Source organism: Acidobacteriota bacterium (genome assembly GCA_020853395.1).
Taxonomy (GTDB): Bacteria; Acidobacteriota; Vicinamibacteria; order Vicinamibacterales; family SCN-69-37; genus JADYYY01.
The window spans coordinates 41465-61001 of record JADYYY010000007.1; the positions used below are offsets into that span (position 1 = coordinate 41465).

14 protein-coding genes are annotated in these 19537 nt (G+C 71.2%); 4 read left to right on the forward strand and 10 right to left on the reverse strand.

Annotated elements, in window-relative coordinates:
* Positions 1-11: 11 nt before the first annotated feature.
* The 3 genes from alaS to rpsT all read left to right on the forward strand — a co-directional run bounded on the left by alaS (position 12) and on the right by rpsT (position 3502).
* Positions 12-2705: an alanine--tRNA ligase gene (alaS, locus tag IT184_05930; protein ID MCC7008335.1), complete on the forward strand. Its 2694-nt coding sequence runs from the start codon at positions 12-14 to the stop codon at positions 2703-2705.
* On the forward strand, positions 2702-3109 hold the full coding sequence (locus tag IT184_05935) for an RNA-binding S4 domain-containing protein (GenBank protein ID MCC7008336.1): 408 nt from the start codon (positions 2702-2704) through the stop codon (positions 3107-3109). Before alaS ends, IT184_05935 begins: the two co-directional genes overlap by 4 nt.
* 120 nt (positions 3110-3229) lie before the next feature.
* Positions 3230-3502: a 30S ribosomal protein S20 gene (rpsT, locus tag IT184_05940; protein ID MCC7008337.1), complete on the forward strand. Its 273-nt coding sequence runs from the start codon at positions 3230-3232 to the stop codon at positions 3500-3502.
* Between the two features lie 28 nt (positions 3503-3530).
* On the opposite strand, the gene holA is transcribed toward rpsT, so the two are convergent.
* The 6 genes from holA to IT184_05970 all read right to left on the reverse strand — a co-directional run bounded on the left by holA (position 3531) and on the right by IT184_05970 (position 11284).
* The gene (holA, locus tag IT184_05945) at positions 3531-4565 is read right to left on the reverse strand and encodes a DNA polymerase III subunit delta (GenBank protein MCC7008338.1); all 1035 of its coding nucleotides are present in this window, start codon (positions 4563-4565) and stop codon (positions 3531-3533) included.
* Positions 4566-4572: 7 nt separating this feature from the next.
* A complete protein-coding gene (locus tag IT184_05950; protein ID MCC7008339.1) occupies positions 4573-5124 on the reverse strand; it encodes a hypothetical protein in 552 nt (183 codons plus the stop codon).
* Positions 5121-7673: a leucine--tRNA ligase gene (locus tag IT184_05955; GenBank protein ID MCC7008340.1), complete on the reverse strand. Its 2553-nt coding sequence runs from the start codon at positions 7671-7673 to the stop codon at positions 5121-5123. The genes IT184_05950 and IT184_05955 overlap by 4 nt, the downstream gene beginning before the upstream one ends.
* Positions 7674-8014: 341 nt before the next feature.
* Positions 8015-8929, reverse strand: a complete 915-nt coding sequence (locus IT184_05960) for a histone deacetylase (GenBank protein ID MCC7008341.1) — start codon at positions 8927-8929, stop codon at positions 8015-8017.
* A 25-nt stretch (positions 8930-8954) separates the two neighbouring features.
* A complete protein-coding gene (locus IT184_05965; protein MCC7008342.1) occupies positions 8955-9629 on the reverse strand; it encodes a lysophospholipid acyltransferase family protein in 675 nt (224 codons plus the stop codon).
* The gene (locus tag IT184_05970) at positions 9626-11284 is read right to left on the reverse strand and encodes an electron transfer flavoprotein-ubiquinone oxidoreductase (protein ID MCC7008343.1); all 1659 of its coding nucleotides are present in this window, start codon (positions 11282-11284) and stop codon (positions 9626-9628) included. Before IT184_05970 ends, IT184_05965 begins: the two co-directional genes overlap by 4 nt.
* Before the next feature lie 40 nt (positions 11285-11324).
* On the opposite strand from IT184_05970, the gene IT184_05975 reads away from it, so the two are divergent.
* Positions 11325-15641, forward strand: a complete 4317-nt coding sequence (locus IT184_05975) for a DEAD/DEAH box helicase (GenBank protein ID MCC7008344.1) — start codon at positions 11325-11327, stop codon at positions 15639-15641.
* A gap of 22 nt (positions 15642-15663) precedes the next feature.
* Here IT184_05975 and IT184_05980 read toward each other — a convergent pair whose 3' ends face one another.
* From IT184_05980 to IT184_05995, 4 genes are read right to left on the reverse strand one after another with little or no spacing between them, the layout of a single operon-like run.
* Complete coding sequence (locus tag IT184_05980; protein ID MCC7008345.1) at positions 15664-16587, reverse strand: VWA domain-containing protein; 924 nt, start codon at positions 16585-16587, stop codon at positions 15664-15666.
* Positions 16587-17738, reverse strand: coding sequence for a hypothetical protein (locus IT184_05985; GenBank protein ID MCC7008346.1), 1152 nt, complete (start codon positions 17736-17738; stop codon positions 16587-16589). The genes IT184_05980 and IT184_05985 overlap by 1 nt, the downstream gene beginning before the upstream one ends.
* Entirely contained in the window at positions 17735-18697 is a 963-nt protein-coding gene (locus tag IT184_05990; GenBank protein ID MCC7008347.1) for an electron transfer flavoprotein subunit alpha/FixB family protein, read from the reverse strand. Before IT184_05990 ends, IT184_05985 begins: the two co-directional genes overlap by 4 nt.
* Positions 18698-18708: 11 nt before the next feature.
* Positions 18709-19470: an electron transfer flavoprotein subunit beta/FixA family protein gene (locus IT184_05995; GenBank protein ID MCC7008348.1), complete on the reverse strand. Its 762-nt coding sequence runs from the start codon at positions 19468-19470 to the stop codon at positions 18709-18711.
* Positions 19471-19537: the final 67 nt, after the last annotated feature.

Sequence of the window (19537 nt, forward strand, 5' to 3'; positions counted from 1 at the left end):
ATGGTCAGTTCATGACCGCCAACGAGATTCGCCAGGGTTTCCTCGACTACTTCGCGTCTCAGGGCCACCGGATCGTCCCCTCCTCGTCGCTCGTGCCGGCCGACGATCCGACGCTCCTCTTCACGAATGCCGGGATGAACCAGTTCAAGGACCTCTTCCTCGGCCGGGAACGCCGTGACTACACGCGCGCGACGACGACGCAGAAGTGCATGCGGGTCAGCGGGAAGCACAACGATCTCGACAACGTCGGGCCGTCGCTCCGGCATCACACCTTCTTCGAGATGCTGGGCAACTTCTCGTTCGGCGACTACTTCAAGCAGGACGCCATTCCGTTCGCCTGGGAACTGCTCACCCGCGTCTGGCGGCTCGAGCCCGACCGCCTCTTCCCCACCGTCTTCAAGGGAGAAGCCGGCGTGCCGCGCGACGACGAGGCCTTTGCGATCTGGACGCGGCTCGTGCCGGCGGCGCGCATCACGGAGCTGGGCCTCGCCGAGAACTTCTGGCAGATGGGTGAGACCGGGCCATGCGGCCGCTGCTCGGAAATCCACTACTTCCGCGGCAACGACGTGCCGTGCGATCAGCCCGTCTGCCGTGGCGTGGACTGCTCGTGCGAGCGCTACGTCGAGGTCTGGAACAACGTCTTCATGGAGTTCGAGCGCGACGAGCGCGGCACGCTCTCGCCGCTGCCCGCGCCGTCGATCGACACGGGGATGGGGCTCGAGCGGATCACCGCCGTCATTCAAGGGAAGGTGTCGAACTACGACACGGATCTGTTCACGCCGATTCTCGAGGCCATCGGTGCCCGCTCCGGACGCCGGTACACGGCGGCGGCAGGCGTCACGGACCATGCGGACGTCTCCATGCGCGTCGTCGCCGATCATCTGCGCGCGATGACGTTCCTCATCGGCGACGGCGTCGTTCCGTCCAACGAGTGGCGCGGCTACGTGCTGCGCAAGATCATGCGCCGCGCGATGCGCCACGGCAAGAAGCTCGGCTTCACGCAGCCGTTCCTCTTCGATCTCGTGGACGTCGTCGTCGCGGAGATGTCGGGCGCCTATCCTGACCTCACGACGCATCGCGATGCCATCGTGCGAACCGTGCGCGCCGAAGAGGAGCGGTTCGATTCGGTGCTCACGGCCGGTCTCCCGCGGCTGGAGGAGCTCATCACCCGCGCGATCGCGACCGGCTCGCGCTCGCTGTCCGGCGCGGACGTCTTCAAGCTGTACGATTCGCTCGGCGTGCCGCTCGATTTCGCCGAGGATCTGGCGGCGCAGCACGACCTCGCCGTCGACCGCGCGGCGTTCGAGCAGGCGATGGAGGCTCAACGCGAACGAGCGCGCGCGTCGAGCGCGTTCGAGACGAAGAAGGGCACCGCGTTCGAGCTCGCCGGCGACGCCGAACGCCGCCGTCTCGAAGGGCTCGGCGATCGCTTCGAGGGCTACACGACCACGACCGTCGGCGGCGCCGTCATCGAGGCCGTCTTCGACGCGAATCGGCGCCAGGTCGCGGAGCTGCCGGCCGGCCAGGACGGATGGATCGTGCTCGACCGGACGCCGTTCTACGTCGAGTCTGGCGGGCAGGTATCGGACAGCGGCAGCCTGCGGATCGCTGGCGGCCCGGTCGCCGCCGACGTCACGGGCATGGCGCGTCTGTTTCCTGGCGGTGCCCGCGCGCACCGTGTCGCGGCGCAGCAACCGTTGATGCGGGGTCTCACCGTCGACGCCGTCGTCGACGCCGGCGCGCGCGACGCCACGCGCCGAAACCACACCGCGACGCACCTGCTCCATGCCGCGCTGCGGCAGCGCCTCGGCAGCCACGTGCGCCAGGCCGGCTCGCTCGTGAGCCCCGACCGGCTCCGATTCGACTTCACCCACTTCCAGGCGCTGACCGATGACGAGAAGCGGGACATCGAACGGCGAGTGAACGAGCAGATCTTCCGGAACGCCGAGGTGCGCACCGACGTGCAGCGCACCGAAGAGGCGATCACGCACGGCGCGATGGCGCTCTTCGGCGAGAAGTACGGCGATCACGTGCGCGTCGTCACCGTGGACGATTTCAGCAAGGAGCTCTGCGGCGGCACGCACGTGAGCCGGACGGGCGACATCGGACCGTTCGTCGTCACCGAGGAGTCGAGCGTGGCGGCCGGCGTGCGTCGCCTCGAAGCGCTCACCGGCGCGGGGGCCGTCGAGCGCCTGCAGTCGATGGCCGCCACGTTGACGCGGACGCTCTCGGCGCTGGGCGTCTCCGACGCCGACGCCGCCGAGGCCGTCGGCCGGCTGCAGGCCGAGACGAAACGGCTCGCGCGCGAGAACCAGCAGTTGAAGATGAAACTCGCCCTCGGCGGCGCGGCGCCGGAGCAAGACGACGCGGTCGCGATCGGAGACGTGCGTCTGATCGCGCGGAGAGTGCAGGGCCTCGACAAGGACGCGCTCCGCTCGCTGTCGGACTCGCTTCGCGATCGTCTGAAGCGGGGCGTGGTCGTGCTGGCGTCTGAGCAGGACGGCAAGGTGCAGGTGCTCGTGTCGGTCACGAAGGATCTCACCGACCGCGTCAAGGCTGGTCAGCTCGTCAAGGTCCTGGCGCCCATCGTCGGCGGCGGCGGTGGCGGGCGGCCCGACTTCGCCGAAGCCGGCGGCAAGGATCCGTCGCGGATCGACGAGCTGCTGACCGAGGCCCGCGCGCTGGTGGCCAACACCCTCCGATGACCGACGTCGCTGCGCCGCGGCTTCGTCTGGACGTCTGGCTCGACGTCGCGTGCCTCTTCCCGACGCGCACGGCCGCGCAGCAGGCCTGCAAAGGCGGCAAGGTGGACGTGAACGGCCAGGCAGCCAAGCCGCACCGCGAAATCGGTGCGGGAGACGTCGTCGAGATCACGCGGGCTCTCGGACGCCGCCAGCGCGTCGTCGTCAAGGCCGTGGCGACACGACACATCCCGAAAGCGCAGGCTCGGCTGCTGTACGAGGACACGACGCCGCCGCCCTCGCCGGAAGCCCAGGCGATGCTCGATCTGCTCCGGCTGGCGGGCCCGAAGCGGCGCCCGGCCAGCGATGGCGCGCCGGACCGCCGCGAACGGCGGCGCCTCCGCCAGGCCAAAGAAGGCGGCGCGTAGGCCGCAGTGCTATACTTCCAGGTTTGAACGTCAACGGGCGCTCGCGTCCGTGCACGTTCACAACGGGTATTCGTCGGCCAGCGGACGTCGGTCCCTGGCCCAGGACGCAAGGAGACAGAGTTGGCGACTCGACATGCATCGGCGGTGAAAGCGCACCGCCAGACGATCAAGCGCACGGCGCACAATCGCGAACTGCGCTCGAAGCTGCGCACCGGTCTCAAGAACATTCGGACGGCGCTCGCCTCCGGCCAGGCCGATCAGGCGAAGGCGGCGCTCAGCGGCACGTTCTCGCTGATCGACAAGATGTCGGCCAAGGGCATCATCCACGACAACGCTGCGGCGCGTTACAAGTCGCGGCTGGCGAAGCGGCTGCGCGCGTCGGCCGCGAAGTAGCCGCTCTCCGTCTCGCGTCTCGCGCGCGTCAGCGCCGGCCGCTCCAGCCCCGCTGCGGCAGCGGCCGGCCGGTCAGTTCCACCACCAGCCGTTCCATCAACACGCGGTCGTCTCCGCCCGAGCTCTTCAAGGCGAGGTCGGCTCGAAGCAGCGCCTCGAGCGCGCCGCGCACCCGCGACGGATCGCCTTCGGCCAGCCGGGACGACACCCACCAGCGCAACTGCCCGACGAGCGCGTGCGGGGAATCCCCGCGATCCATTCGTCGGCCGACTTCGTCCAGCGCGCGCGCCGCGTTCCCTTCCGCGATGGCGTTGACCACGGCCCATTCATCGTCGACCGCATGCTCTTCCGCCGACACCTCCATCACGTCGTCCGACGTGATGCGCGCCCTTCCCTGCGTGAACAGCAGCAGGCGCTCGACGTCGCCGCGAAGCTTCGAGATGTCGTTGGCAGCCCGATCGGCGAGCAGTCTGGCCGCGTCCGGCTCGATGGGGCGTCCGGCACGCTTCAGCTCGTCCTGCAGCCATTCCGCGGCGGTCCGCCGGCCCTCACGCCGGGCGGCCGCCCCATCGGCGGCGAGCCCGCGGAACTCGACGACGGCCGCCTGCTCGAGCAGCTTCTTCGTGAACCGTCGCGTGCGGTCGACGTCGAGGGCGACGAACACCAGCGTCGTGGAAGGCGAGGGCGACGCGAGGTAGTCCTCGAGCGCCTGCACGTCCACGACCTCGTCGCCGCCCTCCTCGCTGTCGTCGTCGGAGAGCGGCGCTCTGGCGGCCCGTTTCGGCTTCAGCAGACGTTCGGCTCTTCTGACGATGACGATGCGGCGTGCGCCGAGCATCGGCAGGCTGCGGGCCGCGGCAGCCACGTCGGCTGGCGCGCCTCCCGGTTCACCGGCATAGAGATGTTCGACGGCGAACGGCCGATCCGCCGGATCGATCACGGCCTCCACTGCGTCGACCATCCGATCGACGAGCTTCACGTCCTCGCCCACGAAGAGGTACACCGGCGCGAGGCGCGCGAGCTGAAGCTGCTGCTTCAGTGCCGCGAGGTCGAGCGCAGGCATCGATCGATCAGAACGCCTCGAAGATCGACGTCACGACCTCGCGCGCGAACTTCCGCGCGAGGCGATCGAGCGCCTGTGTGTTCTGGCTGAAGAGCGCGGAGGGATCGACGTCACCCGACGAGCCGGAGGCGAGCTGGTAGTCGTCGGTCACGCGAAACACGGGGTTCGCCCAGAGCACGCGATTGTCGTCGGTCACGTGCTTGAACTCGACGTTGGCGAGCACGACGACGGCGAACGCCGTGGGACGCCGATCGTCGCTGAACGCCGTCGGCTGCAGCGTGACGGAGGAGATCGTCGCCGTCAGCAGGCCGTCGACGCCCGCCGCGTCGGGGCGGACCTGGTACCGCCCCTTCGTCTGGAATTCCTCGCGGACGGCGGTCGCGACCACGCGGTCGACGTCGCCGATCGACGAGTGGTTGACGAACGGCGGCACGCCGATCGTCGTGATGGACGCGGGCAGCGCGTTGCCGCGGCCCGCGAGCGCGTAACCGCAGGCGGCCGACACGACGGCCGCAACCATCATCGCCGCCAGCCAGCCGATTGGCCGCCGTGCGATCATCCTCGCGCCCTTGGCTTGACGACGAAGTTGATGAGCCGCCCTTTGGCCACGACGACCTTGACGACGTCCGTGGACTCCAACTGCGACGCGATCGCCGGGCTGGATCGGGCGGCCGCTTCGATCTCACCTTCCGCGGCCTCGCGCCCGACGAGCACGCGCCCACGCAGCTTGCCGTTGATCTGCACCGGCACCTCGACCGCGTCTTCGCGGGCCACGTCGGCGTCGAACGCGGGCCAGCCGGCCGCGCTGGTCCCGTTGGCGTGCCCGAGCCGCTCCCACAGCTCTTCCGACAGGTGCGGCGTGAACGGCGAGATCAGCAGCACCAGCGCCTCGATCGCCTCGCGCAGCGCCGCGGCCGTCTCCCGCCGTTCGACCACCGCCGCCGGCTCGTCCTCCCGGCCGATCGGCCGCAGTCCTCGCGGCTCGCAGAACGCGTAGATCTCGTTGACGAGCTCCATCAGCGCCGAGATGGCCGTGTTGAGGTGCATGCGCGGGTCGATGTCGCGCGTGACGCGCTCGATCGTCACGTGCGTCTTCCGCCGGAGGGCGCGCTCGTCATCGTCGAACGCCAAGTCTCCAGGCGGCGGCGCGCCGGCCACCGCCGGTCCGAGGTGGTCCGTGATCCGCCACACCCGGCCGAGAAAGCGGAACGCGCCCTCCAACCCGGCGTCCGACCACTCGATCTCCTTCTCCGGCGGCGCGACGAACATGATGTACAGGCGCAGCGCATCGGCGCCGTACCTCTGCATCATCTCGTCGGGATCGACGACGTTGCCCTTCGATTTGGACATGACGGCGCCGTCTTTCAGGACCATGCCCTGCGTGAGCAGCCGGACGAACGGCTCGCTGTGATCCACGAGGCCGAGATCGCGGAACACGCGCGCGAAGAACCGCGAGTAGATCAAATGGAGGATCGCGTGTTCGACCCCGCCGACGTAGAAGTCGACGGGCAGCCAGTACCGGATCGCCGATGGATCCACGGGCCGGTCGCCGTTGCGCGGATCGGCGAAGCGATAGAAGTACCAGGAGGAGTCGACGAACGTGTCCATCGTGTCGGTCTCCCGCCGGGCGGGGCCGCCGCACGTCGGGCACGCGACGTTCACGAACGAGGCGATCTGGGCGAGCGGCGAGTCGCCGCGGCCGGTGAACTGCGCGACGCGCGGCAATGCAACCGGCAGATCCGCATCCGGCACCGGCACGGTGCCGTCGACCGGGCAGTAGATCATCGGGATCGGCGTGCCCCAGTAGCGCTGCCGGGAGATCCCCCAGTCCTTGAGGCGATACTGCACGGTCGCCTCGCCGATGCCCAAGACCGTCGCCTCCTCGGTCAGGCGTCGCCGCGCGTCGGCCGACGTCACGCCGGAGAACTGCGCCGATCGCGCGAGGGTGCCGTCTTCTTCGTACGCGGCCTCGAGCGCGTCGTCGGCGAGCGGCGACCCCTCGGGCTGGACGACGACGCGGATCGGGAGCCCGTGCTTGCGGGCGAACTCGAAGTCGCGCTGATCGTGCGCCGGCACGCCCATGACGGCGCCGGTGCCGTACTCGCCGAGCACGAAGTTGGCGATCCACAACGGGACCGTCGCTCCCGTGAAGGGGTTGAGCACGAGACGCCCGGTGTCGACGCCTTCCTTCTCGACGCCGCCGCTCATCCGCGCCAGCCGATCCTGCGCGCGAAATCGCGCGGCGGCGCCGCGCAGCGCCGCAGGATCCGCCGACTCGGCCGCGAGCCGCTCGACCAGCGGATGCTCGGGCGCGAGCGTCACGAACGTGACGCCGAAGATCGTGTCGATGCGCGTCGTGAAGACCTCGACGACGTCGGCCGACGGCGTGCCGCTGGCGTCGACGAGCGGGAACCGGATGCGCGCGCCCTCCGATCGCCCGATCCAGTTGCGCTGCATCGTCAGCACCTTCTCGGGCCACTCGGTGAGGCCGGCGATGGCGTCGATCAGCTCGTCGGCGTACGCCGTGATGCGAAAGAACCACTGCTCGAGCTCGCGCGTCTCGACGGGCGTGCCGCAGCGCCAGCAGCCGCCCTCGACGACCTGCTCGTTGGCCAGCACGGTGTGGTCCTTCGGGCACCAGTTCACCGACGATCGGCGCCGGTACGCGAGCCCCCGCTCGTACATCCGGAGGAAGAGCCACTGGTTCCAGTGGTAGTACTCGGCATCGCACGTGGCGAGCTCTCGCTCCCAGGCATAGCTGATGCCGAGCCGCTGGAGCTGCCCCTTCATGTGCGCGATGTTCCCGCGGGTGGAGTCCTCCGGGTGGACGCCGTGCTTGATGGCGGCGTTCTCCGCCGGGAGGCCGAACGCGTCCCACCCGAACGGGTGCAGCACGTTGAAGCCGCGCATGCGCTTCATGCGCGCGAGCGCGTCGCCGATGCTGTAGTTGCGCACGTGGCCCATGTGCGCGTGCCCCGAGGGATAGGCGAACATCTCGAGGCCGTAGAACTTCGGGCGCGACGGATCGACGGCCACCTCGAAGGCGCGGGTGTCGTCCCAGCGCCGCTGCCACTTCGGTTCGATGGTCTGCGGGGTGTACTCGGCCAAGGGAGTCTCGGGTCGTGTCGGACGTCGTGAATGTCCGGTCGTCAGCTTTCAGGGTGCGGCAACCCGGACCGGCGACTGAGCACTGAACGCTCCTCTAACTTAGCACGCGGATCGCGGCGGCCAGACACTTCCCAGCGCGGCCGAATCTTCACGGCACCCTCGACATGCTCGTGCTCACGGTGCTCGACACGGCCCACTGCACGGGCACGGCTTCGCCGTACGGCTGCGGCGTCCGTCGCGCGACGTGCTCACCGTGGAGAAAGGTTCGCTGTATCCGGCGCTGTACCGGGCCTGTGCGATTCTGGAGTCGCGTGGACCGCCGCGCCCGCCGGCGCGCTGCCCTAGCGGAGCACGCCGATCGTCGCCTCCAGACACTCGCGGAGCGCACCGAGATGGTAGCCACCCTCGAGCACCCATGCCGTGCGGCCGCCGCAGATCGACTGAGCCGTGGCGCGGATCGTCCGCGCGATCTCGGCGTAGCCGTCCGTCGTCATACGCATGCCGCCCAGCGGATCGCGCGCGTGCGCGTCGAAGCCCGCCGATACGAGGATGACGTCAGGCTGGAACCGCTCGACCGCGGGAAGGATCTGCATCTCGTACGCGCGCCGATAAACGTCATCGGTGGCACCGGCGGACAGCGGCACGTTCAACGTGAAGCCGGTGCCCTCCTCCGCCCCGGTCTCGGATGCCGCGCCGGTGCCGGGGTAATAGGGATGCTGATGCGTCGACGCGTAGAACACCGTGGGATCGCGATAGAACGCCGCCTGCGTACCGTTCCCGTGGTGCACGTCGATGTCCACGATCGCGACGCGGCTGACGCCGTCCGCCCGGAGCGCCGCGGCGGCGACGGCGACGTTGTTGTACAGACAGAAGCCCATCGCGCGATCGGGCTCTGCGTGATGGCCGGGCGGCCGGATCAGCGCAAACGCAGGCTCGCCGGCCATCGACAGCCGAGCCGCGTCGATGGCCGCTCCGGAGGCGAGCCGCGCCACGTCGTCGGACATCGGGCTCGTGAAGGTGTCCGGATCGAGCATCGTGGGGCGACCGCCCGCCGTCGATCCGATCCGATCCAGGTACTCTGGCGTGTGAATCCGGCCCAGTTCCTCGCGCGTCGCGGGTCTCGGCTCACGCACGGCGCCGCCAGCACCGCGAAAGGCCTCGGCGGCCTGATCGCAGACCTCGGCGCGCTCGATGCGCTCCGGGTGACCCGGCGGGGTCACGTGGTCGGCGAAGCGGGGGGACGAATAGACAATCACGCGGGCGCTCCTTTCGCTCGACGCCTCAATGACCGTCGCTGGTGCCGAGCATCGCGATCGTCTGATGCTCGAGGCGCCCGAGGGCGCGTTCGAGGGCCTGCCGGCCCTCCTCGATGTCCGTTTCGCTGGCCCTCGCGGCGACCTCGATGGGATCGCCGATCGCGATCGCGAGATCGCTGCCCGGCTTGGGCACCTGGTGGCGATCCCAGCTCTTGACCGTCCAGAACGATCCGGCCTCGATGTGAAACGGCACGATGGGACTGCCGGTGGCGCTGGCGAGCCAGACGGCGCCAGGCTGCGCGATGCGCGCGGGGCCTCGCGGGCCGTCCACCGTGAACGCCGTGGGACAGCCCGCCCGCATGTCGCGGCGCATCTGGACCAGCGCGCGCGCGCCGCCGCGCGAGCTCGAGCCCCGCGCGGTGTCGTACCCGAACCGGCGGATGACCCGCGAGATCCACTCGCCGTCGAAGTTCTCGCTCGTGATCACGACGATGCCGCGGTCGCGGAAGTACAGCGTGGCGGCGAGGATCCGGCCGTGCCAGAACGCGAAGATCGGCTGGCGGCCGTCGCGCGCGAGCCGCTCCAGGGTGCGCATGCCGGCCTCACGCCAACGGTAGGTCGCGCCCAGAGCCTCGAGGATCGGCGTGCCAATCGCGGCGATTGCGGCGGCCTGCAGCCGCTGGCGGCGCGAGAGCGTCACATGCCCTCGTAGTTCGGACCGTCGCCGCCCTCTGGCGCCACCCAGTCGATGATCTGATACGGGTCCATGATGTCGCAGGCCTTGCAGTGTACGCAGTTCGATGGATTCAGGTGCAGCCGCCGGCCACCCTGCCCATCCTCCACCATCTCGTACACGCTGGCGGGGCAGAATCGCGTGCACGGGTTGCCGAACTCGGCGACGCATCGGGTACGGCAGATCTCGGTGTCGTGCACGATGAGGTGCGCCGGCTGTCCCTCGCGGTGCCGCGTCCCGGAGTGATGGACGCTCGTCAGCCGATCGAACGTGCGCGTGCGATCGATGAACGCGTCGGGAGCGGCCGGACGGCGCGCCGCATCCCCGAAGCTTTCGAGCGTACGCATCCGCGCGTGTCCGGCGCGCGACGGCAGCGGATCGCGAAACCAGCCGCCGCCGGTGATCGTCGACAGCGCGCCGAACGCGGCGCCCGCCAGCAGCCCTCGCTCGAACGCCTGATGCACGTTGCGCACGGGGTACAGCTCCCGGCGAACGTCGCTGCCATCGACGAGATCCTGATAGCGGTGCAGCCGGGCGGCCGATGTGTCATCGGCGCGCACCGCCTCGAACGCCGCCTCCGCGGCCAGCATGCCGGTGCGCATGGCGAGGTGAATCCCCTTGAGCCGCAGGGAGTTCACGAACGCGCCCGCGTCGCCGGCGATGACCGCGCCATCCATGTAGAGACGCGGCACGGTCCACCAGCCGCCCTCCGGGATGGCCTTCGCACCGTATTGCCGCATGCGTCCTCCCTCGAGCAGGCGGGCGACGAACGGATGCTGCTTGAATCGCTGGAATGCCAAGAAGGGATCGAACAGCGGATCGTCGTAATCGAGCCCGGACACGAGGCCAACCGAGAGCTGACCGGATGGCCCGCCGTAGATGAAGCCGCCGCCGAACTGCATGGCGCCGAGCGGCGCGCCCACCGTGTGAATGACGGTGCCGGCGAGCAGCCGATCCGGCGGCACTTCCCAGCGCTCCTTGATGCCGAGCGCGTACAGTTGCGGCTGACGGCCGGCGTCGAGGCCGAACGTCCGCGTCACGATCTTCGTCAGGTGGCCGCGCACGCCGTCGCAGAGAATCGTCACACGCGCCCGGATGTCGGCGCCCGGCTCGAACGCCGCGGCAGGGTGGCCGTCGCGATCGAGACCGCGATCCACGAGCCTCACGCCGGTCACGCGCCCGTCCTCGATCGAAGGCGCCGCCGCGGCGAAGCCGGCGAACAGATCGACGCCCGCCGCTTCGACTTCGCGCGCCAGCCACCTGACGAGCTCGCCGAGCGAGACGATGACGTGCCCGCGATTCGCGAGCGGCGGCGGCGTGAACGGCACGCGCCAGGCCCGCTCCGCCGTCAGCACGTACAGACGATCCTCGACCACCGGGACGCCGAGCGGCGCTCCCCGCTCGACACCATCGGGCAGGAGCTGCCGCAGCGCCGACGGATCGAGCACGGCGCCTGACAGGCTGTGAGCGCCCGGCGTCCGCCCTTTCTCCAGCACGGCCACGCGCAACGGCGGCCCGCCGCGTTCACGTTGAAGCTTCGCGAGCTGCAGCGCCGCCGACAGGCCCGCTGGACCGCCGCCGACGATGAGCACGTCCACGTCGAGCGTTTCCCGGCCAGGCATGCCCGGATGATATCGAAGCCGCTGTGCTATTAGTGGAGTCTTGGCTCGTCCATCGGACCTCTCGTCGCCGGCGCTCGAGGCGCTCGGCTGGGCGCATCCGGTCGTCCAGGAATGGTTCGCCGGCAAGTTCGGCTCGCCCACCGAGCCGCAGGCACTCGGCTGGCCGGAGATCGTGGCCGGGCGGGACGTGCTGATCTCGGCACCCACCGGATCCGGCAAGACGCTGGCCGCGTTTCTCGCGTGCATCGATCGGCTCGTACGCGACGCCATCGCGGGCGCGCTGGCCGACCGCACGCAGGTGCTCTACGTGTCGCCGCTCAAGGCGCTCGGCAACGACATCCAGCGCAACCTCGACGGCCCGCTCGCCGAGATCGTCGCGCTCGCGCGTCAACGCGGCTACGAGATGCCCGACATCCGCACCGCCGTGCGATCGGGCGACACGCTCATGCCGGCCCGCCGCCAGATGCTCACGCGGCCGCCGCACATCCTGGTGACGACGCCCGAGTCGCTCTTCATCCTGCTGACGTCGGCGCGCAGCCGCGAGATCCTGCGGGCGGTCGGCACCGTGATCGTGGACGAGATTCACGCCGTGGCCGACGACAAGCGCGGCGCGCACCTCGCGCTGTCGCTCGAGCGGCTCGACGCGCTCGTCGGCCGACCCGTGCCCCGGATCGGTCTGTCGGCGACGCAGAAACCGATCGAAACCGTCGGCGCATTCCTCTGCGGCGCCGCCCGTCCGGCGCCGCACCTCGTGGTCGTACCTCCCCGCCGTGGCCCCGACCTGGCGATCGAGGTGCCGGGCAGCGAGATCGGGCCCATCGCCTCGAACGAGTTCTGGACCGAGGTCTACGATCGGCTGGCCGCCCTGGTTCACGAGCACCGCTCGACGCTGATCTTCGTGAACACGCGCCGCCTCGCCGAACGGCTCGCGCACCAGCTCGCCGCCCGGCTCGGCGAGACCGCCGTGGCGGCGCACCACGGCAGCCTGTCGCGGAAGATCCGGCTCGACGCGGAACGCCGGCTCAAGGCCGGCGAGCTCCGGGCGCTCGTCGCCACGGCGTCGCTCGAGCTCGGCATCGACATCGGCACGGTCGACCTCGTCTGCCTGATCGGCTCGCCGCGGTCGATCGCGGCGGCCGTCCAGCGGATCGGACGCGCGGGTCACTGGCGCGGCGCGATCCCCAAGGGGCGGTTCTTCGCGACCACGCGAGACGAGCTCGTCGAGTGCGCGGCGCTCGTGCGCGCCATCCGCGCCGGGGAGCTGGACCGCCTGATCGTGCCGGAAGCCCCGCTCGACATCCTTGCCCAGCAAATCGTCGCCATGTGCGCCGCCGACGACTGGAGCGAGAACGAGCTGTTCGAGACCGTGCGCCGGGCGTATCCGTATCGCGGCCTCACGCGCGGCGAGTTCGACGAGGTCGTCGCCATGTTGTCGGAGGGCATCGCGGCACGGCGCGGCCGGTTCGCCGCCTACCTCCACCACGACCGCGTGAACGGCCGGCTGCGCGGCCGTCGCGGCGCGCGGCTCGCCGCGATCACGAGCGGCGGCGCGATTCCCGACACCGCGCTCTACACCGTCGTCGCCGAGCCCGACGGGACGACCGTCGGCACCGTGGACGAGGACTTCGCGATCGAGAGCCATGCCGGCGACGTCATGCTCCTCGGCAACACGTCGTGGCGGATCCGCCGCGTCAGCAGCGCCGGACGCGTCATCGTCGAGGACGCGAGGGGTGCGGCGCCGACGATTCCGTTCTGGCTGGGCGAGGCGCCAGCGCGCACGCGCGAGCTGTCGCTGGCGGTGAGCGACGTCCGGCAGCAGGTGGACCGGCTCGCGCGCGATGCCGCGCCGGGCGACGCGTCCGCGCGGCGTCCAGCGGCCGCCGCCGCGATCGAGTGGCTCGTGACCGAGTGCGGCCTCGACGAGGCCGGCGCCGAGCAGCTCGTCGAGTACGTCGTGACGGGCCGCGCGGTCCTCGGCGCGGTCCCGACGCACACGACCGTCGTCGCCGAACGGTTCTTCGACGAAGGCGGCGGGATGCAGCTCGTCATCCACGCGCCGTTCGGCGCTCGCATCAACAAGGCGTGGGGGCTGGCGCTCCGGAAGCGGTTCTGTCGATCGTTCAATTTCGAGCTGCAAGCGGCCGCAACCGACAACGGCATCAACATCTCGCTCGCCGAACAGCACAGCTTCCCGCTCATCGACGTGTTCGGGTTCCTGCGGACGCCGACCGTGCGCGAGGTCCTCGAGCAGGCGGCCCTGGCGTCGCCGATCTTCGGCACGCGGTGGCGATGGGACGCCGGACGGGCCCTCGCGCTCCTCCGGTTCCGCCAGGGGCGCAAGACGCCGATCCATCTGCTGCGGCTCCAATCCGACGACCTGCTGGCCTCGGTGTTTCCCGACGTCGCGGCGTGCCAGGAGAACATCGAAGGCGACATCCAGATTCCCGACCACCCGCTCGTCCGCGAGGTGATGAAGGACGTCATGACCGAGGCGATGGACATCGACGGCCTGCGCGACGTGCTGACGGGCCTCGCCGACGGCCGAATCGCCTGCCGTGCCGTGGACACGCCGGTGCCTTCGGTCTTCTCACACGAGATCCTGAACGCCAACCCGTACGCGTTTCTCGACGATGCGCCGCTCGAGGAACGGCGCGCGCGCGCGGTCGAGATGCGGCGCGTGCTGCCGCCGTCGGTGCTGGCCGAGGTCGGTGGCCTCGACGAGGACGCGATCGACGAGGTGCGCCGCCAGGCCTGGCCCGACGTGCGGAGCGCCGACGACCTGCACGATGCGCTACTCACGTTCGTCGCGATGCCGGAGGACGATCGCGGGAGCGAGGATGGGACGGCGCGCCGGCTCTCGGCGTCGGTCGACGCATGGGGCGCGTGGTTCGCCGAGCTGGAACGCCACGGCCGCGCGAGCCGGGCGACGGCCGGCGGACGCCGTTACTGGGTGGCAGCCGAACGCGTCGCGGCGTTCCGCGCGGCCTACGGCGACGTCGCCTTCGCCCAGCCGCTCGCCGACGTGAGCCGGCCCGTCGCGTCCGAGAGCGAGGCCGACGTCGCGATCGTCCAGGGATGGCTGAGCCATCGCGGCCCGATCGCGGCGGATGCGCTCGCCGGCATGCTCGACCTGCCAGCGGAGCGCGTGGAAGCGGCCGCGCTCCGGCTCGAAGCGACCGGCTGGGCCCTGCGGGGCCGATTCACGCGCGCCGCGCGCGATCCGGACGCGCACGAGTGGTGCGAGCGCCGGCTGCTCGCCCGCATCCATCGGATGACGCTCGGCGCGCTGCGCCGCGAGATCGAGCCCGTCACCGCCGCCGACTTCATGCGCTGGCTCCTCGATTGGCAGCACGTGCGGCCTGGCACCCAGGTGCGCGAGGAGCCGGGGACCCGCGAGGTGCTCCGGCAGCTCCAGGGATTCGAGGCCCCGGCGAACGCCTGGGAGGCGCAGATCCTCGCGCGCCGGATCGTCGGCTACACGCCGGAGATCCTCGATCGCCTGTCGCTGACGGGGATCGTCGGCTGGGGACGGCTGTCGCCCCATACCGCCCTCGTCGACGGCACGGCAGGACGGCGGATCGTGCCGACGAGCGTCGCGCCGATCACGTTCTTCGTGCGCGAGGACGCCGACTGGATGGCGCCGCGCGCCGCGGCGATCGCGCCCGAGACGCTGAGCGCCAACGCGCGCGACGTGCTCGAGTGGCTCCGCCGCGCCGGCGCGTCGTTCTTTCCGGACGTCGTCCGCGGCACACGCCACCTGCCGTCGGAAGTGGAAACCGCGCTCTGGGAGCTCGTGGCCGCCGGCCTGGTCACCGCCGACGGCTTCGACAGCCTTCGCGCGCTCATCGATCCGCGGCGCCGCGCCGGCCAGGGATCGGCCCGCCACGCACGCCCTCGCCACGGCGCGGGCCGCTGGGCGCTGCTCCACGCCGAGGCGCACGCCGAGCGCGCGCGCATCATCGAGTCGGCGTGCTGGATGCTGCTCCGCCGCTACGGCGTCGTGTTCAGGGAGATGCTGACGCGCGAATCGAACGTGCCGACCTGGCGCGATCTCGTGCTCGCGCTGCGACGGCTCGAAGATCGCGGCGAGGTCCGCGGCGGCCGCTTCGTCTCTGGGCTCGCCGGCGAGCAGTTCGCGCTCCCGATCGCGCTCGAATCGCTGCGCGCGCTGCGGCATCGGCCGCCGTCGGGCCAGACGGTGTCGGTGTGGGCCTCGGACCCGTTGAACCTCGTCGGCATCCTCGTCCCAGGCGCGCGCGTGCCGGCCAACGCCAACCGAACCGTCACGTTTCGCGACGGCGCCGCCGTCGACGAGCCCGAGCCGCCCATCCGCGTGCCGCAGCTCGCGGCACGATGACCGGCGCCGCAGGAACGACGCGTCAGTTCGCGAAGTAGCCCTGCCGCGCGCGGATCTCGAACGTGCCCGGTCTCTGCACGGTGACCCGCAACGTGTGCCAGCCGTCCTTCGGGACACCCGCCGGCGAAAAGTACAGCACGTAGCTGCCGCGGAACGATTCGATCGCGCGCTGAAACGCGGGGACGAGGTCGCGCTCGCGCGGCGCCGGCGGCGAGAGCGCGCCGCCCGTTCGCTCGGCCGCTTCGGCCAGGAGCGCGAGGTGCGCGCCGACGCCGGGATCGGGCGCGTCGTTCGATCCCACGAGCGCGACGTGCAGCAGCGCATCGGCCCGGCTCGCGATCGACAGCAAGGCGCCCGAGTCGAGCACGCTGGACGTGTCGCGGCCATCGGTGAACACGAAGACGAGATGGCGGCGGTCGTGGCGCCGCGCACGCGCGAGCGCGAACAGCAGCCCGTCGTTGAGCGAGGTGTCGTCGCCCAGCCGGATCGCCTCGAGCGGCACGCGCGCGTCCGCCGGCTGCATCGGCGCGATCTGACGGACGCGGCTGTCGAACGTGATCAGCCGCACCTGCTCCTCCGGCTGCAGCAGCTTCGAGATGCGCACGATGTCGCTCTTGAAGACCTCCAGGCTCTGGACGACGCTGCTGCTCGTGTCGACGAGCAGCGTCACGTCGATCGGCACCCGCTCCGACGAGAGATCGTCGATCTGCTGCGGAACGCCGTTGTCGAGCAGCCCGAAGTCCTTGGCCGAGAGCCCGCGCACGATGTCGCCGCTGGCTCGCACCGACACGTAGACCGGCACGAGGTCCACGCGCGATTGGAAGACCGATTGGCGGGGTGAGGCCGCGACCAGCCCGCCGGCCACGCCCACCGATCCGAGGATCGCCGCGACGCCGCGCCAGACGCCCGGCGCGTCGGCCCTGCGCGGACCCAAGCGCGCCGGCATCACCGCGCCATCTCCCGCAGCCTCGCGATCAGCCCGCGGACGTGCGGGTAGTCGCCGAGGAAGTACGTCCGCCAGGGATCGTCCGCCAGCGTCTTGGCCTCCATGAACTCCACGGCCATCGCCTCGGCGTCGTCGAGCCGTCCGGCACGGACGAGCAGCGCCGTCAGCAGCGTCGCCGCCGTGCGCGCGCCAGGGACGATCGCGAGCGCCGCGCGGTACATCGCGGCGGCCTCGTCCACGCGGCTCAGTCGATCGAGGGCGAGCGCGGTGTACAGACGCCCGAGATAGCGCAGGTCGCGGTCGGCCGTGCGTTCGTCGACACGCTGGAAGCTCGCGAGCGCGGCGTCGGTGTCGCCGAGCCTGAGCTTCAGGTATCCGAGCCGCACCTGCGCTTCGCCGCTGAGCGGCGGCACCGCCGTGAGCCGCTCGGCGGCGGCCGCTGCTGCCCGCAGGAGCGGGATGGCGCCCGCGGCGTCGATCGCCGCGCGATCGGCCTCGTCGGCGCCGAGCCGGTCGCCGCTCGGCGCGCGGTTCCGGATACGCGCGGCCGATCCGACGATCGCCGGCGACGTGACGAACTCGGCGCCGACGACCTCGGCCATCGCCACGTAGGGATCGTCGCCAAGGCGCTGGCGCGCGTACCGGAGGTGCGCGATCGGACGAGCCGGGGGCGCCGTTTGGGCGCGCCCTCGCGGCGCGGCCGCCTGCGGCGGCACCGGGGCGTCCTCCAAGAGGAACGGCCACGAGCCGAAGCCCTCGGCGATGCCGATCGACGCGCGCAGCCAGATCGCCTCGAGCGGCCCCGGCTCGCCCTCAGCCACCAGCTCCCGCGCCCAAGACGCCAAGCGCGGCAGGAGGAACGGACGCACCGACGCGACGTCGAGCGCGCAGACCGCCGCGGCGCGCCGCCGCGCGTCCCGCGACGCGCGCGGCGCCGCCGCGATCCACCCTTCCGCCTGCACGGGATCGAATCCCACGCGGAGCGCCCTCGCCACGGCCGCGTCGAAGTCCCCCTTCACGTAGAGATCGAGCGCTTCCCAAAGCGCGCGGCGGTTCGCGGCGGCATCGCGCGGCGCCGGCACGGGCCGGCCCGCTTGCGGCCCGGCCAGCAGCAGCGTCGCGAAGAGCGGCAGCCAGGCGAGCACGCTCACGCCGGCGTCAGCGCCCGCACGATCGCGGGCACGACCTCGAAGAGATCGCCGACGATGCCGTAGTCGGCGACCTCGAAGATGGGCGCCTGAGGATCCTTGTTGATGGCGACGACCGTCCTCGCGCCGCGCATGCCCACGATGTGCTGGATGGCGCCCGAGATGCCCACCGCGACGTACAGCCGCGGCGCGACGGTCTGGCCCGAGCTGCCGACCTGACGATCCATCGGCAGCCAGCCGGCGTCGCAGATCGGTCGCGAGGCGGCCATCTCGGCGCCGAGCGCGGCGGCGAGCTTCTCCACGACCTCGAGCTGCTCCCGGGCTTTGATCCCACGCCCCACCGCCACGATCCGATCGGCCCGCGACAGGTCGACCGCCGACGTCGCTTCCCTGAATCGTGGTTCCGGGCGCTGGCGCACCTGCTGGACGTCGACCGCCGCCATTTCACGCCGCACCGGAACCGGATGCAGCGCCCGCCCCACGTCGTCTCGGCTGAAGGCGCCGAGCTGCACGGTCGCGAAGTACGGCGGATCACCGGCGATCACGATCTCAGCAGCGAGCTTCCCGCCGAACACGGGGCGCGACAGCACCACGCGGTCGCCCTCCCGCCCGATCGCCGTGCAGCCCGTCGCCAGCCCCCGGCGCAGGCGCGCGGCGAGCGCCGGCACGTAATCGCGCGCCTGGTACGTGTGGGCCGCGACGACCCAGACGGGACGTTGGGTCGCGACGAACGCCGCCAGCGCCGCGACGTGGGCGTCCGGCGTGTAGGAGACGAGCGCGTCGTGCTCGAGCGCGACGAGCTCGGCGACGTCGGCGTTGGCGAGCGGTTCGAGCGCGCCGACCACGTCGGCGCCTGGCAGGACGACCGTCACGGGCTGACGCATCTGCCGCGCTGCCACGACCGCCTCCAGCGACGCCGGGGCCAATCCCGACGGCCCGAGCTCCGCAATCGCGAGCACCATGCCCAGGGCCCTCAGAGGACGCCGGCCTCGTCGCGCAGCCGCTGCACCAGCTCTGAAGCGATCTGGTCGGGCGCCCCCTGCAGCATGGCGGTGCGGCGGCGCGCGGGCGGCGGCACCAGACGGCGAATCTGCACGACGGGCGGGTTGCCGGCCGCTTCGTACGTGTGCAACGGTTTGGCGCGCGCCGCCATGATGCCTTTCAGCGTCGCGTAGCGCAGTTGGTTGATGCCGCTCTGCATCGTCAACACCGCCGGGCGCGGCAGCGCCGTCCACTGGAACCAGCCGCCTTCGAGCTCGCGTTTCGCGCGCAGGCCGCCGTCGGGCACGAGGTCGACCGCCACGACGATGGTCGCGTGCGGCAGACCGAGGAGCTCGGCGAGCACGACGCCGACCTGCCCGGACTCCTGATCGTGCGACTGCAGGCCCGTCAGCACGAGATCGACGGGCTCGTCGCGGAGCGCGCCGGCGAGCGCGGTGGCGGTCTCGAGGGCGTCAGCTTGCGCCAGATGGTCGCCGGCGACGTGAATCGCACGATCCGCGCCGCGGGCGAGCGCCTCACGCAGGACTTGCACGACCCTGGCCGGACCTGCCGAGACGGCCACGACCTCGCCGCCCGTTCGATCGCGCAGCCGCAGCGCTTCCTCGAGCGCGTACGCGTCGGGCTCGTTCAGCTCCCAGGCGGCCTGATCCTCGCGAATCCATGTCTCCGCTTCGTTCACGCGGACGGGCCACTCGCGGGTCACGACCTGTTTGAGGCAGACGGCGATATGCATAAGAGACGGTCCCGGGTCCCGGGTCCCGGGTCCTGGGTCCCGGGTCCTGGGTCCTGGGTCCTGGGTC

Coding starts and splice junctions, on each gene's coding strand:
- IT184_05935 (MCC7008336.1), top strand. CDS start 2,702: ATGACCGACGTCGCTGCGCCGCGGCTTCGTCTGGACGTCTGGCTCGAC.
- IT184_05970 (MCC7008343.1), bottom strand. CDS start 11,284: ATGCCTGGCCGGGAAACGCTCGACGTGGACGTGCTCATCGTCGGCGGC.
- alaS (MCC7008335.1), top strand. CDS start 12: ATGACCGCCAACGAGATTCGCCAGGGTTTCCTCGACTACTTCGCGTCT.
- IT184_05950 (MCC7008339.1), bottom strand. CDS start 5,124: ATGATCGCACGGCGGCCAATCGGCTGGCTGGCGGCGATGATGGTTGCG.
- holA (MCC7008338.1), bottom strand. CDS start 4,565: ATGCCTGCGCTCGACCTCGCGGCACTGAAGCAGCAGCTTCAGCTCGCG.
- IT184_05995 (MCC7008348.1), bottom strand. CDS start 19,470: ATGCATATCGCCGTCTGCCTCAAACAGGTCGTGACCCGCGAGTGGCCC.
- IT184_05980 (MCC7008345.1), bottom strand. CDS start 16,587: ATGCCGGCGCGCTTGGGTCCGCGCAGGGCCGACGCGCCGGGCGTCTGG.
- IT184_05990 (MCC7008347.1), bottom strand. CDS start 18,697: ATGGTGCTCGCGATTGCGGAGCTCGGGCCGTCGGGATTGGCCCCGGCG.